14 protein-coding genes are annotated in these 17,082 nt (G+C 35.3%); 2 read left to right on the plus strand and 12 right to left on the minus strand.

Features of this window, described 5'->3' with window-relative positions:
* Positions 1 to 200: 200 nt before the first annotated feature.
* The 3 genes from ES724_RS11100 to ES724_RS11110 are packed head-to-tail and all read right to left on the minus strand — an operon-like array spanning position 201 to position 2,718.
* The gene (locus ES724_RS11100; RefSeq protein ID WP_146932992.1) at positions 201 to 1,505 is read right to left on the minus strand and encodes a cryptochrome/photolyase family protein; all 1,305 of its coding nucleotides are present in this window, start codon (positions 1,503 to 1,505) and stop codon (positions 201 to 203) included.
* Entirely contained in the window at positions 1,505 to 2,203 is a 699-nt protein-coding gene (locus ES724_RS11105; RefSeq protein WP_146932994.1) for an SDR family NAD(P)-dependent oxidoreductase, read from the minus strand. The genes ES724_RS11100 and ES724_RS11105 overlap by 1 nt, the downstream gene beginning before the upstream one ends.
* 5 nt (positions 2,204 to 2,208) lie before the next feature.
* Positions 2,209 to 2,718, minus strand: coding sequence for an SRPBCC family protein (locus ES724_RS11110; protein WP_146932996.1), 510 nt, complete (start codon positions 2,716 to 2,718; stop codon positions 2,209 to 2,211).
* Between the two features lie 147 nt (positions 2,719 to 2,865).
* Here ES724_RS11110 and ES724_RS11115 point away from each other — a divergent pair, with 147 nt between their 5' ends.
* Positions 2,866 to 3,708, plus strand: coding sequence for a DUF2911 domain-containing protein (locus tag ES724_RS11115; protein WP_146932998.1), 843 nt, complete (start codon positions 2,866 to 2,868; stop codon positions 3,706 to 3,708).
* Positions 3,709 to 3,764: 56 nt separating this feature from the next.
* On the opposite strand, the gene ES724_RS11120 is transcribed toward ES724_RS11115, so the two are convergent.
* From ES724_RS11120 to ES724_RS11160, 9 genes are all read right to left on the minus strand, one after another.
* The gene (locus tag ES724_RS11120) at positions 3,765 to 4,739 is read right to left on the minus strand and encodes a Gfo/Idh/MocA family protein (RefSeq protein ID WP_146933000.1); all 975 of its coding nucleotides are present in this window, start codon (positions 4,737 to 4,739) and stop codon (positions 3,765 to 3,767) included.
* Positions 4,729 to 6,438, minus strand: coding sequence for a sodium:solute symporter (locus ES724_RS11125; protein WP_146933002.1), 1,710 nt, complete (start codon positions 6,436 to 6,438; stop codon positions 4,729 to 4,731). The genes ES724_RS11120 and ES724_RS11125 overlap by 11 nt, the downstream gene beginning before the upstream one ends.
* Positions 6,439 to 6,547: 109 nt before the next feature.
* Complete coding sequence (locus ES724_RS11130; RefSeq protein WP_146933004.1) at positions 6,548 to 9,037, minus strand: PIG-L family deacetylase; 2,490 nt, start codon at positions 9,035 to 9,037, stop codon at positions 6,548 to 6,550.
* Positions 9,038 to 9,110: 73 nt separating this feature from the next.
* Complete coding sequence (locus ES724_RS11135) at positions 9,111 to 9,650, minus strand: mechanosensitive ion channel domain-containing protein (protein WP_146933006.1); 540 nt, start codon at positions 9,648 to 9,650, stop codon at positions 9,111 to 9,113.
* Complete coding sequence (locus ES724_RS11140; protein WP_146933008.1) at positions 9,650 to 10,546, minus strand: septum formation inhibitor Maf; 897 nt, start codon at positions 10,544 to 10,546, stop codon at positions 9,650 to 9,652. Before ES724_RS11140 ends, ES724_RS11135 begins: the two co-directional genes overlap by 1 nt.
* A gap of 240 nt (positions 10,547 to 10,786) precedes the next feature.
* A complete protein-coding gene (locus ES724_RS11145; protein ID WP_146933010.1) occupies positions 10,787 to 11,377 on the minus strand; it encodes a Maf family nucleotide pyrophosphatase in 591 nt (196 codons plus the stop codon).
* 3 nt (positions 11,378 to 11,380) lie between these two features.
* Positions 11,381 to 12,298, minus strand: coding sequence for a geranylgeranylglycerol-phosphate geranylgeranyltransferase (locus ES724_RS11150; protein WP_146933012.1), 918 nt, complete (start codon positions 12,296 to 12,298; stop codon positions 11,381 to 11,383).
* A gap of 46 nt (positions 12,299 to 12,344) precedes the next feature.
* Positions 12,345 to 12,872: a KdsC family phosphatase gene (locus ES724_RS11155; RefSeq protein WP_146933014.1), complete on the minus strand. Its 528-nt coding sequence runs from the start codon at positions 12,870 to 12,872 to the stop codon at positions 12,345 to 12,347.
* Entirely contained in the window at positions 12,856 to 13,617 is a 762-nt protein-coding gene (locus ES724_RS11160) for a Rossmann-like and DUF2520 domain-containing protein (protein WP_146933016.1), read from the minus strand. The genes ES724_RS11155 and ES724_RS11160 overlap by 17 nt, the downstream gene beginning before the upstream one ends.
* A gap of 121 nt (positions 13,618 to 13,738) precedes the next feature.
* Here ES724_RS11160 and ccsA point away from each other — a divergent pair, with 121 nt between their 5' ends.
* On the plus strand, positions 13,739 to 16,909 hold the full coding sequence (ccsA, locus tag ES724_RS11165) for a cytochrome c biogenesis protein (protein WP_146933018.1): 3,171 nt from the start codon (positions 13,739 to 13,741) through the stop codon (positions 16,907 to 16,909).
* Positions 16,910 to 17,082: the final 173 nt, after the last annotated feature.

A 17,082-nucleotide genomic window follows, 5' to 3' on the forward strand; every position in this document is an offset into this window, starting at 1 on the left:
AAATTTGAGGATATACTAATTACTTCAATTATCCCATTTGTAATTTGTTTCAAGGTTAGATAATATCTTTTTTAAATATTTTTAAAAAAAATCTAAGCCTTTAATTTTTAACTTATCGGGATAGTGTATTTATAGTTAACTTAACTACTAACTACTAACTATTAACTACTCACTACTCACTACTCACTACTCCCTGCAAATTAAGCTGAAACAGCCTTTTTATATACGCTAAGCGCTCTTTCCCTTGCTTCTTTATGATCTACCATTTTTTCTGGATAATCGAATGATTCATACTCTGGAATCCATTTTCTAATATATTCTAAATCCTTGTCATAATCCTTTATCTGAGTAGTTGGATTAAATATTCTGAAGTAAGGTGCGGCGTCCACGCCACTTCCAGCAATCCATTGCCAGTTACCAACGTTAGAAGACATTTCGTAATCCAGGAGTTTTTCAGCAAAATAAGCTTCTCCCCAGCGCCAATCTATTAAAAGGTGCTTGCATAAAAAACTGCCAACCAGCATTCTTACTCTATTATGCATAAAACCAGATTCATTTAACTGTCTCATTCCTGCATCTACCATTGGATAGCCGGTGGTTCCGGTTTTCCATTTTTTAAACTCTTCTTTATTATTTCTCCACTCTATACGATCGTATTTTTTTTTGAAGGCATCTGTTGGTGTATCTGGAAAGTGATATAATATCTGCATAAAAAATTCACGCCATATGAGTTCCTGCCAAAAGATCTCATTCTTTTCAGAAATCGCCTTCTTCATAATTTTCCGGATCCCTACAGTTCCAAATCGTAGATGTGGCCCAAGATGGGAGGTAGCATCTTTAGCAGGGTAATTTCTCTTTGCTTCATAGTCTTGAATCAGGCTAGGAGTGACCTCATAATCTGGCACTTTCTGGGTGGAGGCTTCAAAACCAATATCACCCAGACTTAAGTTTGGCAGCCTTGAATTTTGGATTAAATTATCTAAATATTGAGAGGTGTAATGCACTTCAAGCTCTATTTTTTTAAATTCGGCCTTCCATAATTTCATATAAGGAGTATAGACCACATATGGATCTCCGTTACCTTTTACAACTTCATCTTTTTCGAAGATCACCTGATCCTTAAAAGTTAGAAATTCAACATTATTATCACTTGCTAATTTCTCGATCTTTTCATCGCGTTGTTTTGCATAGGGCTCATAGTCTCTATTGGTGTAGATCTTCTGAATGTCATACTGGTCAAATAATTCCTTGAAAATAGCCGCTGGCTTCCCAAAATACATAGCAAGAGAGCTTCCTTTTGTCTGAAGTTCTTTTCGCATTTTTTGCAGGGTATCGAATATGAAATTGAGTCGCGCATCATTTTTAGGAAGATCATCCAATATTTCGGAATCAAAAATAAATATGGGCAGCACAGGAAATTCTCCTTTTAAAGCTTGAAGAAATCCAACATTATCATCTAGCCTAAGATCTCTTCGAAACCAAAATACAGCTGTTTTTTTATTCATTAATTTACATTTATAGTAGAGAGACCACCGTCTATTCCTATGATTTGCCCTGTCATCCAGCTACTTTTTTCAGAAATCAAGAAATCAACTGCATTCGCAATGTCTTCTGGTGTCCCAACTCTTTTTAGAGGGTGACGATCTCCCATTTTCTCTCGTTTTGCATCGTTTGACAATAATTTTTCAGACAATTGTGTGTCCGTCAAAGAAGGGGAAATTACATTCACTCTAAACGATGGAGCGTATTCTGCTGCCAGAGATTTTGCAAAGCCTTCAATAGCGCCTTTAGCTGCTGCGATGCTAGTATGAAATGGCATCCCAACTTTTACCGCTACAGTACTAAAAAATACCAGGCTTGCTTGTTCAGATTTTTTAAGTTTAGGAAGTAAGCCTTGAACCACTTTTACCAAAGAGAAAAAATTTAAATTCATTTCCTCTTGAAAGCTTTCTGGAGATAACATTTTAAAAGGCTTTAAATTAATGCTTCCTGGGAAATAAACCAATCCGTCTATAGATTCTGGAAGTTCCAAATCTTTTATATCGTCTTTAGAAGCATCAAAGGTCAAATGTGTGGCATCTATATCTTTTAATTCCTCTGATGTTCTTGAGGCAATAATTAGGTTATTGTCTTTGGCCAATAATTTAGCCGCTTCAAGTCCAATTCCGTAAGAGCCGCCAATAAATAATATATTTTTCTTCATGATTTCTAATTTAGTATATCTTGTTTAAGAGTTCCTTTATTTTGAGATGGATTTTTATATTCACCATAAAGCTCCGTTAACTTTTGTTTTCTATAATCGAATATTTCCTTCAATTTTGGTGCAACTAAAAAGGGCTGCACAAGTTGCCCAAGAAAACCAAAAGGTAATTTATAATCTATTATATCTTCCATTTCTACTCCACCTTCAATCTCTTTAATGAAGTGTTTATGATGCCATAAGGCATATGGCCCAAATCGCTGCTCATCTACAAAATAATTTAGGTCACTCACATGAGTGATTTCTGTTACCCATTTTGTTTTTATACCTGCAATAGGAGTAACTATGTATTGGATGATCTGACCTGCGAACATTGGTCTATCTGCGCCGGAAAGTATATTAAACCCCATATAATCTGGAGTAATGATCTTTAGATTCTTAGGATCTGACAGGAAATTCCAAGCTTCTTTTAGTGTAATAGGTAATTTTTGCTTGGTATGCATTGTGTAAATTTTCATGGCTTCTAATTTCAGGATAAAATTACACTATTTATTGTTTAAGATAAAAGTTATACTGTTAAACAAAATTTAATTTATGGAAATCTTATTCAGCTTATCCAACAGGAAAGTTTGTGTATATTTGAGGAATCAACAAACTGAAAAATTATGAAAAAAGTATTTTTATTTATGTGTGCTGGATTATTCGCACTGAGCGCTTCTGCACAAATTGAAGCCCCACAGCCTAGTCCATCTGCAAAAGTTGAACAAAAAGTAGGTCTTACAGATGTGACTTTAGAATATTCTCGTCCAGCAGTTCGAGGTCGTGAGATCTTTGGAGGACTAGTTCCTTTTGGGGAAGTTTGGCGTACGGGTGCAAATGCGAACACAAAGATCACTTTTAGCGATAGTGTTGAAATAGGTGGGAAGAAGTTAGCAAAAGGTACTTATGCTATCTATACTATTCCAAATAAAGATTCTTGGGAAGTAATGTTCTATAATGATGCAAGCAACTGGGGAAATCCACAAGAATGGGATGATTCTAAGGTAGCTCTAAAAGCAACTGCTAAAGTAAAAACTATGCCTTCTTCTATGGAATCTTTTGGAATCTTTGTAAATGAAATATCCAATGATGGCGCAGTTTTAGACTTTGTATGGTCTAACACAACAGCAACATTAGCATTTAAAGTGCCAACCGATGTTAAAACTTTGGCAAGCATAGAAAAGGTTATGAATGGTCCTGGTGCTAACGATTATTATTCAGCTGCGAGTTTTTACATAGAGAGCGGTAAAGATTTAAAGAAAGCTCATGAATGGATCATGAAAGCAACTGCAATGCAAGAAGATGCATTTTGGATGTGGAGAAGAAGATCATTAATAGAAGCTGAATTAGGTATGAAAAAAGAAGCTATTGCTAGTGCTCAAAAATCTATGCAACTTGCCGAAAAAGCTAAAAATGCAGATTATGTTAAGATGAATAAAGATTCCTTAAAAGAATGGGGAGCGATGTAAATCACTTAAAATCTTATAATAAAAAACCCACTGAAGAGTGGGTTTTTTTTATTTGCCTAATATTCTAGGTTTATTTCCTTTCTAATGCGATCGAGCATTGAAATTAACTGTTTACTTTTTTCAAACGTCATTGAGTCACTTTCAGTCCTATTTTCTTCCAGCATTTTTTGAACATGAGCAGCTTCAAAATTATAACCATGAGTAGTTACCGGAAATTCTTTGGTTTCAAGCTCTCCATTAGTTTGAATACTCACAGAGGAGGGTTCATGGAACCTACCATTAATAATCACCGAAGCTTTTTCAAAACTTAAGGTTGCAGTTGTTGGTGTAGTTTCATTTATGGCGCTGTATAGTTTAGCTTTAACACCATTAGAATAGGAGAGCTGTATAGTACAATTTTCATCTACTCCAGTGCTGCCAATAGTTGCCTCGGCAACAATATTTTCAGGATTTCCTAATAAAGACAATGATAGAAAAACTGGATAAATACCCACATCCATCAAACTACCTCCACCGAGTTCTTTATTGTAGATACGCTTTTCTGGATCGAATGGAGCATTAAACCCAAAATCTGCTTTGAGCTCAAGTAATTCTCCATATTTTTTTGACTTAGTTAGATCCAACACAAACAGGAAATGTGGGAGAAATTGAGTCCATAAGGCTTCCATAAGAAAGACGTTCTTCTGTTTGGCCATAGAGATCATAGTTTCCACCTGCCCTAAATTTATACCGAAGGGTTTTTCACAGAGAACGGCTTTTTTATGTTCTAAACAAAGTATAGAATGTTCAAAATGAAATGTATGTGGAGTTGCAACATAGATAATATCTATGTTTTCATCTTCAACTAGTTCTAAATAACTGCCGTAAGAAACCTTTATTTCATGTTTTTCAGCAAATTCTTCGGCCTTATCAATAGATCTGCTGGCAACTGCATATAGAACTGCTCCGGGGACTGTCGAGAGGTCTTGAACAAATTTTGCAGCGATTTTTCCTGCACCTAATATTCCCCAATTAAATGTTTTAGATCTCATAATTACTTGTTTTATCCGGAGAGTGAATTATACGTTGTAGAATAAGTGCCAATATCATGACTAAGGCACATCCTACTAGATTAAGCCATAGATAAGGAAGCACTTCCAGATGATAAATTAATAATATTACGGCTTGGGTTATAAGGGCAGCTATAAATACAGCGTTACTATTTACATGTTTTATAAAAAATGCCAGCAGAAATATCCCTAAAACATTTCCGTAGAAAATAGAACCGATGATATTTACCAATTGTATAAGATTATCGAATAAATTTGCGAAACTTGCAAAAAGGATTGCCAACAGCCCCCATCCTAAAGTGAACCATTTAGACATTTTTACATAGTGTTCATCAGATTTCTCTTCAGAAACATTTCTCTTATAAAGATCTATTGTTGTGGTAGAGGCCAGCGCGTTTAATTCTGAAGCAGTGGATGACATGGCTGCTGATAATATTACAGCCAGCAATAAGCCAATAAGACCTCTTGGAAGATTATTAAGTATAAAATGGATAAAGACATAATCTTTATCATTTGTTTCCAGATCTTCACTTACAGAGCTTATAAGAGTCTTTGCTTCCTCTCTGTTGGCTTCTTCTAAAGAATTAAGTCTTAGAAGTTCAGATTTGTAAAGCTCTCGTTCTTGTTTAGAAGCACTCGTTAAACTGTTACCGTATCTAATACTGGTCTCTTGTCTTTTCTGCTGAATATCTTCATTTTTTACCATCAACTGTTGATATTCTTCGGAATATTCAGATTCCAATACAGCTTGCTGAGCGGCCGGATTAAAATTGAGGGGAGCTGTATTGAATTGATAGAAGACAAATACCATAACCCCTACAAGAAGAATAAAGAATTGCATAGGCACTTTTAAAATCCCGTTAAAGATGAGTCCCAGTTGCATTTCCCGTACCGAGCTCCCTGTTAAATAACGCTGCACCTGACTTTGATCTGTCCCGAAATAGGATAGTGCTAAAAAGCTTCCTCCAATAACTCCACTCCAAACTGTATATCTATTATCCAGATCGAAGGAGAAATCTAAAATATCCAGTTTTCCACTAGCACCTGCGATGTCCAAAGCAATAGAGAAACTGATATCTGCAGGGAGGTATTGAATAATAAGAAAAAATGCAGCGAACATTCCGGCAAAAATCACGGCCATTTGTTGCTTCTGAGTTACATTTACAGCCTTTGTACCGCCGGAAACAGTATAGATAATAACTAACACTCCAATAATTATATTAAGTGTAGTAAGGTTCCATCCTAATACTGCCGATAAAATAATAGCTGGTGCGAAAATGGTAATTCCGGCAGATAATCCTCGCTGAATTAAAAATAGTAATGCCGTTAATGTTCTGGTTTTAAGATCGAATCTGGACTCCAGAAATTCATAAGCGGTATAAACCTTTAACCTATGATAGATTGGTATAAAAACCATGCAGATAACCACCATGGCAATTGGAAGACCAAAATAGAATTGCACAAAGCCCATTCCATCATGATAAGCCTGTCCTGGAGTTGAAAGAAATGTAATTGCACTGGCCTGTGTAGCCATAACGGAAAGTCCAATAGTCCACCATTGGGAATCCTTACCACCCCCAATATAATCTTTTACACTTTGACTTCCTCTTGTTTTGTAAACTCCATAAATTACTATAAAAGCAAGTGTTCCTATTAAAATGATCCAATCTATTAATTGCATATCAGGAGAAGAGATTCATTAGATAATAGAATAAAATGATATAGCCCAGATTGGCTAGAAGCACTATAGAATAAGATTTTTTCCAGATATATTTTTTTGGAGTTTCCATTTATTTTCCAATTGAGATAAGATTAGCAAATAACCTGAAAGCACCAGGAACAGCATCGGGAAATTGTCTAAAAAAGCTTAAACCTGTGTAGATATAATGCCCTTTTCCATATTTGGCAATAAGCAAGCTTCCTTTGCTATTTGCCTCGTTTTTATCATGCATTGCGAAGATAGGAGTAAATTCGGGAGCCCATGAATCTGAAAAATATAGACCACGCTCCTGTACCCAATTTTCAAAATCTTTCTGGGTGATCTTATTTGGACTATTTAAAACAGGGTGCTGCGGATCTAAAAACTCCACTTTTGCATCTTCTTCAGTCACTCTATCTCTGGAAAGTTCTAACTTATATGGTGCTAAATTATCTAATACCAGTCCGCGATTTGTGTTATACTGTGAGATTAGCGTTCCGCCATTCTCAACATATTTCATTAGTTCTTTTTGTTTGAATTTTAAAAGCTCTACCATGTTATATGCACGAATCCCTAATACGATCGCATCAAATTTTGCAAGGGAGGTAGCATTTATGTCATTTGGGTTTATCCTAATTACTTTGTACCCAATTTGCTCTAAACTTTCGGGAATCACATCTCCTGCGCCATCTATATAGCCAACCAATTCTCCTTTTTTCTTGATATCTAATTTTACCAGTTTTGTTTTAGCGGGTAGGACTAAGGTTTGTAAAGGGATATGCTCGTAATCTAATTTAATAATTTCATTCGAGTAAACCTGACCTTCAAAAGTGATCTCAGGAATTAAATTGGTCTCGCTTTGTTCTTTTGGGGGAGTTACCATGAAGCTTAATGTGGCAGTACCACCATTATTCTTTATATCGAAATTTGTTTCCTTTGGTTCAATTTTCCAGGTCCCCGGAGCCTTTAAGCTCAATTTTCCCATGGCATCCTTTTGGTTTGCAGTTACCGTCAATTCAATTTGTTTTGCCTCCCCGTTTGTGTAAATAAGAACATTATCATTAAATGAGGCTGTTACGGGAGGAACTATTTCAAAAGGTTGATATACTTCACCTTTTACCGGATCTGTAGTTTTGTAAACCAGCTCTTTATCAAAAGAGATTATTTCATCGTAAAATTTAAGATTGAAGATCGCTTTGGTCAACCGTGGAGTCTCAGGTAACCCTACTATTTTTAGATCTTCTACAACATAAGTTCCCAAATTTGGTGTTTTATTAAGCCAATAAGGGGAGGTGTATTTTGCATCTTTTGGGATGGTATAGATTAGTTTTTCATTCCAATTCTCGTTGTTGCTAAGAACTTTGTTAGGCTCTAGAGAAGGACTTCCTGGTAAGACCGATACAGAAGAAAGTTCTACAGGAATATTGCTCCTGTTTATTGCTTCAAAATTAACTTCAATAGATTGATTGGTAGCCGAATAGGGAGTGTTGCTTAAAGCTTCAATATATAATCCACTACAAGCTAAAATAATATCTTTTATCTCTGAAGTTTTAATGTTTTTCCAGTAGCTATCTTCAAGATCTTGCATCAATTTATAAGCTTCAATCAATTTAGGTAAACTCTCTGAAGGATCTCTGAAATTATAATTTTCTTCTACTTCTTTTAAAATTTCGCCAATAGCTGCTCCGCCTTTTAACCGATTCCAAGAAGTGTCAATTCCTGCGAAAATATCACCTTTTGTTTCCGGTACTTTTCCATCTATTAATTCTACATATTCTATCTGACTACCTCTGCTTCCGCTACTACCAAAACCTTGGGATCTATGCTGACTTCGGCTTAATGCTGCAATTTCCGGATTGGATAATCCATTCCAAGGAAAATAAACTCCTGTATCAAACTGAATAAAATTAGATTTATCTGCTTGATCAAAAGCTTCCTGACTTCCGTAGAACCATGGAGAAGTGTTAAAATAGAGTCGGGTAGGGGAAAAAGTTTCGGTGTAATCTAATTGTTCAGGATATGCGCTTTTATTATCCGCAAGCTTAAAAGCTTCCACACCTAACAAGGCTGAAGCTGTATGCTGCCCATGAGTTTCACCAGAAGTACGGTGATTGAATCTATTAATGATCACATCTGGTTTAAAAGTACGGATTGCCCATACCACATCTCCCAGAACCACTTCTTTATCCCATATTTCCATGGACTCTTCGGGGGTCTTTGTATAACCAAAATCTATAGCCCGGGTAAATCTTTGTTCACCACCATCTATTCTTCTGGCAGCTAATAGTTCTTGGGTTCTAATAACTCCTAAAAGTTCTTTTAGTTCAGGACCAATCAGGTTTTGTCCTCCATCACCGCGAGTGATAGAAAGATATCCCGTACGGGCATTAACCTCATTAGATAAGTAGGAGATAAGTCTTGTATTCTCATCATCTGGATGAGCAGCAAGATAAAGAACAGAGCCTAAAAAGTTCAACTTTTTAAGAGCTTGATCTATTTCTGCTGAATTTAAATTTTTGGGAGCTTGTCCTTGTACAGAAATAATTACAAGAAAGAAAATAAACGGGAGAAATTTACGCATGAGAAAATATTGATTTCAATAGTTTCAAATATATAAATTTCTAAGGTGTTCTTAGCCTTTAATCCATCGCAATCTAGAGGCTGTCTTTCCCTTCATCCAGATAAACATCTTTCTTTATAAGGGATACTGCCTTTTGTAAAATCAGGTTGTTTGGATAGGTCACCAATTCACCTTCATCATTTATAATATGTAAATGAAAGGCCTTGATGTCGTCTATCACACCAATAATAGGAGCGTCCTTATCATGTATTCTTATCTTATCTCCAATTTTATAAGGGAAGGAAAAGAAAAGAATTATTCCTGATGTGACATTGCTAAGTATTGACCAAATAGCAAACAATGCCACTCCAATAACAGCAAAAACAGAGGAGAATATTAGTGAAAGATCTTTGTATCCAATTCCCCATGCGAACGCAAGTGCAAATACAGCAATTAAGGAGACTAGAATATTAATGTATTTGAGCATTAAGCGGGTGCGGCTAATGTGTATCTCACTTTGTTTCCCAACTCTGTGAGCTGCTTTTTTCATTGTGAATTGAATAATTAGCAGCGATACCACAATGATGGTGGTGTATATTATTTCGTTCTTGTATATTAAGAAAAGTTCTTTCATTAATTTAAATTCAGTTGCTCCCGCAAATGTAAATCTTTATTGGAATTTTTATTCCAGTAATCAGATTTTATCTCATTCATTTTTGTAGCAGTAGTAGTATATAGTTTTCCATTTACTTCTATTTCTTCCTGCCATTTTTCAATTTTAAAGGGTGCTATATTTGAATAATAGATTTTTAAATTTCTTTTAAGCTCAGGATAACTTATTTTATAAACACTCCAATCTCCATCTTGATAGAATTCGGCTAGCGCATTGTATGCCTTTATTTCCTGATGGGCCAGTCTCAAATATTCAAAAGATGGAATCATGCTGATGTCTCCCGTAGGTAAGAGCTCTGGGTTTATTCTTAGTTGAGTCCATACCTCATTTTCCAAATGTGTTTTGGACAACTCAAGATCTTGATCTGCTTCTCCTTCAAAATAAGAGTGAGAATTAATCTTAAAAACATCTCTGTTATTAAGTTGCATATATACATGACCACACCATTCTTGGATAGATGCAGAAATCTTTAACGCATGCGATTTCCCTTCCAAAGGATAAAAAGTGCTCTGCATAATTGAATATGGGTAGATCCCTGTGTTGAACTTCTTTGTACTGTTCAATTTAAGTATTGGGATCGTCTTATCGCTCTTGGCATTGGCTTTAACCTGAGCTTTTCTTAGGAATTCTTCTGTAACATATATTAGCACCGCAGTTCCTTCCCTAGATTCTCCATATCTGGACTGATCTAATTTGTAGGAAGTGATCTCTGCCTCACCATTGAACCAATACGATTTAAACTCTTCTGAAAGGTTTCGTTCGGGAAGTACAACTTCATCAGAAGAAGTATCTCTGCATCCAGATAAAAGGACCAGAAGGATAATTCCAGAAAAAAGTAGGTAATAATTAGATCTCATTATATGATTTTTATAGGAAAGTCGTTTAATGACTGAATTTTTATAAAGCTAACTAATTCTTTTATAATATAATAGCTATAGTTCTTTTGTCAATTCGCTCGCAGTCGGGAACTCCTTCTGCAAAATGATTAGATTTCGACTATAGTTTATTCTGAGCTTGACTAAGGACTACCTGACATTCCTTTGTCTAACAATTTTTAAATATGAAACTAAATATTGAATTCAAACAAGTTTTATTTATTATAAGCTAGCTATTTCCAATAAGGTTTCATAAACTAAATGCGTAGGCAGTCCAACTACATTGAAGTAACTTCCTTCTACCTTTGTTATTCCAATTAAACCAATCCATTCCTGAATTCCATAAGAGCCAGCTTTGTCCAAGGGATGGTAATTCAAAATATAGAAATCGATCTCTTCTTTAGTTAATTCCTTAAATGTTACCATAGTAGAAGCGTTCACTGTTTTCTGAAACTCAGTTGTTGTAAAACTTACAGAAGTAATTACCTCATGTTTTTTACCGGACATAGACTTTAACATTTCAAAGGCTTCCGTTGTGTTTTCGGCCTTTCCTAAAGCTTTGTTTTCATGCCAAACTATGGTGTCGCTTGTGATTAAGATGTCTTCTTTTTTTAATTCTCGCTTAAAAACCTCTGCTTTAAGTTCAGATAGGTAGTCGGTTATTTCTGAGCCTTTTAGGTTTTCAGGATATATCTCTTCTATATTTTTTACATCTATTATAAATGGGATCTTTAGATCTTTAAGGAACTGATGCCTTCTGGGAGATCCTGATGCTAATATGATGTGATGATTCTTTAGTTTTTCCTTCAGCATAATTTAAAGTAATATGAATTTATAAAGCCCAAGGGATACTATCCCAAGAAGCATGATTATTTTTAATAAGGAACTGAGTTTATAATAATCCTTTTTAGTTTCTGCAGTCCAGATATTTATCAAGAAGTAAAGTAAAGGAGCTACAATAAAGATTAAGGCATATAAAACCGCCCATAAATTCTCGAATAAATAATTATATAGGTAATAGATTATCGCAGCTAAAGGTAATAATCCAACAAGGAAGATTGCCAAATTAGCTCGCTTTGATCCAATTGCTACGGGAAGTGTGTTTCTACCAGCCTTATAGTCCCCTTTAATATCTTCTTGGTCTTTCACCATTTCCCTAAGCCAATTCAGTAGAAAAGCAAATAGCGCATAATCTAAAATGATGGAGAAAATAGTGGATTGTGTTTGTTGATTTTCTGCAGTAATGGCTGGTAATAGGTCATAAAGTCCTACGATAATGATCGAAAAAGCTACCAAAGCGCTAATCACCAGATTCCCAACAACCATAATGTATTTTAAATAGGTAGCGTAGAGATAAAGTAGCGCAGAGATAATGATGAATATTGCGGAAAATCCGGGTTTGCCAATGACGTTGGAAAGATAAAAGCCTGAACCTACACCTACAATGCTCAATACAATATACAGCGTATTAGCAGTATTGATTGAAATTTTTGTGCCTATAAGCACTTTCTCGGGTTTATTAATTCTATCTGTTTCCAGGTCGTAGATATCATTGATAATATTTCCTGCAGCAGCAATACATATAGTTGCTAGAACTAATAAAGAAAAACCTAAGCCGCTAAGAGTAATGCTTATTCCAAAACTATTAAACAGAGCATATTTAATTAGGACTTGTGTGAAAAGTATCATTAATAGATTTGGAGCTCTCACCAATTTCAAAAATGCTAATAGCATAGGATCATTTAAATTAAACCAATTTTAAATTGTAAAGTTTTATCTTCTAGCCTTTGGATGCGTCATGGTTTAGAAGCCATTTTCCCTGCACTTTTAAAACTTGTTCTATTACATCACGAACACAACCTTTCCCACCTTTTTTGTGAGATATATAGCGACTAATATCTTTGATCTCTGCAGCAGCATCTTGAGGACAGCAAGGCATTCCTACTAGTTTCATTACGTAGAGATCTGGAATATCATCGCCCATATAAAGAACGTGCTCTGGGTTTACATCGTAGATATCCATAAATTCTTTTAACTGCTCAACTTTATCTGCTACTCCAAGGAAAATATTAGTGATACCAAGATCTCTCAGGCGTTTTCTAACTCCTTCATTTTTGCCTCCAGAGATTATACATACATTGTACCCAGCCATTTCAGCCGTTTTTAAAGCATAACCATCTTTAATGTTCATTGTCCGCAATAATTCGCCTGCAGTATTTACCTGAATGGTTCCGTCGGTGAGTACGCCATCTACGTCAAAAATGAACGTATTAACATGATTTAAATATTCTTTATAATTCTTTTCCATGGAGGTTTTGAATAGATAGGGTTAAAAGTGAGTATATTTTTTGTTGTTCCTCATTAAGTAATTCTAAATGAGAATTTATAACATCTTGATCTTTTCTTTTTGCGGGTCCTGTTTGCGATTCCAAAGGACTCATTTTTGTTACTTTAGAAGCAGTTTCTAGAATTAATGGGTGCAATATTTCAAAAGGGATCAGATTATCTTGACATATTTTTTCTCCTTCTGTATAAAGGAAATTCACAAAATTGCTAACAAACACAGCAGCCACATGCAGGGATTTCCTTTGTTGAGAAGAGATCTCAAATATTTTTTCTGAAATTTCTGAACCTAATTCTTTGAGCGAATTTGTGTTTGCTTTAGTATTAGCTTCAATACAAATAGGGATGTTAGAAAAATCTACTTCCTTGTTTTTAGAAAATGTTTGAAGCGGATAAAACACCCCGTGATTTTTGAATTTATTGAGTACTTCTTTAGAAACTGCACCAGAAGTGTGTAATACCAAAGCATCTGTCTCTTTTGTTTTTTTACTTAGCTCAGCTAATACATCGTCCTTTAAAGCAAAAATATAAATATCTGCAGGAGCTATTTCATCAAGATTTGTAGTAATAGCTACCTGATCCTTGAAAGCTTGAAGTGTTTCTGAAGCATGATTATATACCTGAATGATCTTAAAATTATCGGAATTTTTATAGGCCTCAAATAAATGAGTTGCTACATTTCCAGTGCCAAAAAGTACAATTCGCTTCATTTTGCTAAAATACCAAAATTTCCGGGTTTAAAATTAACAATTGATCAGTGGAATTGCTTGTCTTTAAAGCTCGCAAACTCCTTAAAAATAGTTAAATTTGCATCGTTTTAAAGTACTCCAAATGCAAAATAAAATAGCGTCTGTTATATTCTCTACCCGAATTATGGCAGTCTTGTTCATTGTCTTCGCCATATCAATGGCTCTGGGAACATTCATAGAAAGTTGGTACACCATAGAGACCGCTCGAGTATTGATTTATAATACCTGGTGGTTTGAGGGAATCATGGTTTTCTTTGTTATCAATTTCTGCGGAAATATCATCCGATATGGGATGCATAAACGCGAAAAATGGTCTTCCCTATTAATTCACCTTTCATTTATTTTAATTTTAGTTGGTGCTTTTGTAACCAGATATATCAGTTACGAAGGTATTATGCCAATTCGTGAAGGAGAAACCACCAGTTCATTTCTTTCAGAAAGAACTTATTTAACCGTTTATTTAGACGGAGAAATAGATGGGGAACCACGAAGAAGAGTAGTGGAAGAAGCAGTTCTATTAGCGCCGGAAACAGAAAATGATATAGCTATTAATACTGATTTCAACAGTCAGGAAGTAGATATCGAGGTGATTAACTATATCCATGGAGCAGAGGAAGGATTAATTTTAGCCGAAAATGGTGATAATTATCTTAAGATTGTTGAAGCAGGTGATGGAGCCAGACACGATCACTATTTAAAAGAGGGTGAAATAGCCAATATTCATAATACGTTATTTACACTAAACAAACCTACTGAAGGCGCTATTAATATTGAAGTTGATGAAGAACAGGGAACCTATCAATTAAGATCCCCATTTGAAGGAGATTTCATGAGAATGTCAGATCAATTTAAAGGAGAGGTAATAGCAGATAGTACACAAGCTTTAATGTTAAGGTCCTTATACAATATTGGTGGGATGCAGTTTGTAATTCCCGAACCAATGGCAAGGGGAAATTATGATATTATTCCTACAGAAGTAAAAGCAAAAAATCAGCTGAATGCAGTTACACTAAAAGTTACTTCTGGAGGGGAATCTAAGAATATTAGCATGTTGGGTGGAAAAGGAGTTGTGAGTCCTCCAAAGAATCTAAAGGTTGGGGGATTAGATATTTATCTCAATTATGGCTCTAAAGAAATGGAATTGCCATTTTCTATCAAATTAAATGACTTTATAGCCGATAAATATCCTGGAACCGAAAATAACCCTACTCCAAGTTACGCAGCATTTAAAAGTAAGGTAGAGGTAATAGACGATAAAGGCACAGAACCCTACGAGATTTTTATGAACCATGTTTTGGATAAAGAAGGATATAGATTCTTCCAAGCCTCTTTTGATCCAGATGAAAAAGGAACCGTGCTCTCTGTAAATCACGATTTTTGGGGAACTTGGATCACTTATATCGGGTATTTTCTATTATACACTGGTCTTATGTTAATCCTATTTGATAGAGGAAGTAGATTCGGGAATTTGAAGGTCATGTTAGATAAAGTGAAGGAAAAGAAGGCAGCACTAAGCTTAATAGCTGTATTGTTTTTGAGTTTTAGTTCTGGATTTGCTCAGAATACTCAAGAAGATGATCATGCCCATGTTACTTCTAATAAAGAAAGAGTAGACTCTATAATCCAGAGTACTGCTGTAGATGCAAAGCATGCGGCAAAGTTTGGGAAATTGGTTATTCAGGATGCAGGTGGAAGAATGAAGCCGGCAAATACTTTTTCTTCAGAATTATTAAGAAAACTTAGCAAGAAAGATTCTTACGAAGGGCTAAATGCCGATCAGATTCTGATCTCCATGACCGAGAATCCGGCTTTATGGTATAATGTTCCTTTAATTTACGTGAAACCTAATAATGATAGTATTAGGCATATTGCAGGTGTAAATGTAGATGAGGAATATCTTGCGCTAACAAATTTCTTTGATGCTTCAGGAACCTATAAGCTTTCTCCTTATTTAGAAGGTGCTTATAAGGCAAGTGTTCCTAATCAGTTTCAGAAAGATTTTATAGAAACCGACAGAAAAGTAAATCTACTTTATAATGCTTTACAAGGTAAAGTCTTAAGGATTTTCCCTATTCCAGAGGATGAGAATAATAAATGGATCTCTTTTCCTGAAGTACCAGAATCTAAGTTAACGGGGATGGATTCTGTGTATGCAAGACAGATCTTACCAATTTATATGAATACCCTTCGGGATTCTAGAGTTTCAGGAGATTATACAAAGTCTGATGAGTTGCTTGGAAGTATAACAGGATATCAGAAAAAATTTGGAGCAGATGTTATGCCATCAGAAGAAAAGATAAATGCAGAAGTGCTTTATAATAAATATGATATTTTCCGAAACCTCTATATGTGGTATATGTTCGCGGGTCTGATCATGTTAATTCTGGTAGTTGCACAGATCTTTAAAGATTCTAAGATTATTAGAACTTTGATCAAAACCAGTGCAGTAGTGATCTTAATATTATTTATTGTACATACCTTGGGACTTGCTGCAAGATGGTATATTTCTGGTCATGCACCTTGGAGTGATGCTTATGAGTCTATGATCTACGTTGCCTGGGCTACAATGTTCTTTGGTTTGGCGTTCGGAAGAAAAAGCTTTTTGACAATCGCATCCACTTCCTTTGTAACCGCTATGATCCTAATGATCGCTCACTGGAACTGGATGGATCCTGCAATTGCAAATTTACAACCAGTTCTAGATTCATATTGGTTAATGATACACGTATCTGTTATTGTAGGTAGTTATGGTCCTTTCACCTTAGGAATGATCTTAGGTGCAGTTTCGCTTATACTTATGATTCTTACAACCGATAAGAATAAGGCAAAAATGAAACTGAATATTAAAGAGATCACTATAATTACTGAAATGGCCTTAACCGTTGGATTGGTAATGCTAACCATTGGAAACTTTTTAGGTGGACAATGGGCCAATGAAAGTTGGGGAAGATATTGGGGCTGGGATCCAAAAGAGACTTGGGCGCTAGTGAGTATTATGGTATATGCCTTTGTGATACACATGCGTTTAGTGCCGGGATTAAGAAGCAGATGGTTCTTTAATTTAATGGCTATTATTGCGTTCTCCAGTATTATGATGACCTATTTTGGAGTTAACTTTTATTTAGCAGGTTTGCATTCTTATGCAAGCGGAGATAAAGTGATCACCCCAACATTTATTTATTATGCAGTTGCCGGGGTAGCATTGTTAGGTGGTGTGTCTTATTGGAAATATAAAAAGTACTACGCTAAGTAGCATTCAGAATTATAGATATTAAAAAGCCTGCTTCAATTTGAAGCAGGCTTTTTTTATATTCCGCATTGAGATGAGAATTGAAAAGTATCGAAGAATTTCATTTTTTAATCCCTCATTGAGGGTTTAATTCCCCGAGGCTTGCCTCCAGGTTATTGATTATGTGTCTGAAATTC

The sequence above is a fragment of the Gillisia hiemivivida genome, from assembly GCF_007997295.1.
Classification (GTDB): domain Bacteria; phylum Bacteroidota; class Bacteroidia; order Flavobacteriales; family Flavobacteriaceae; genus Gillisia; species Gillisia hiemivivida.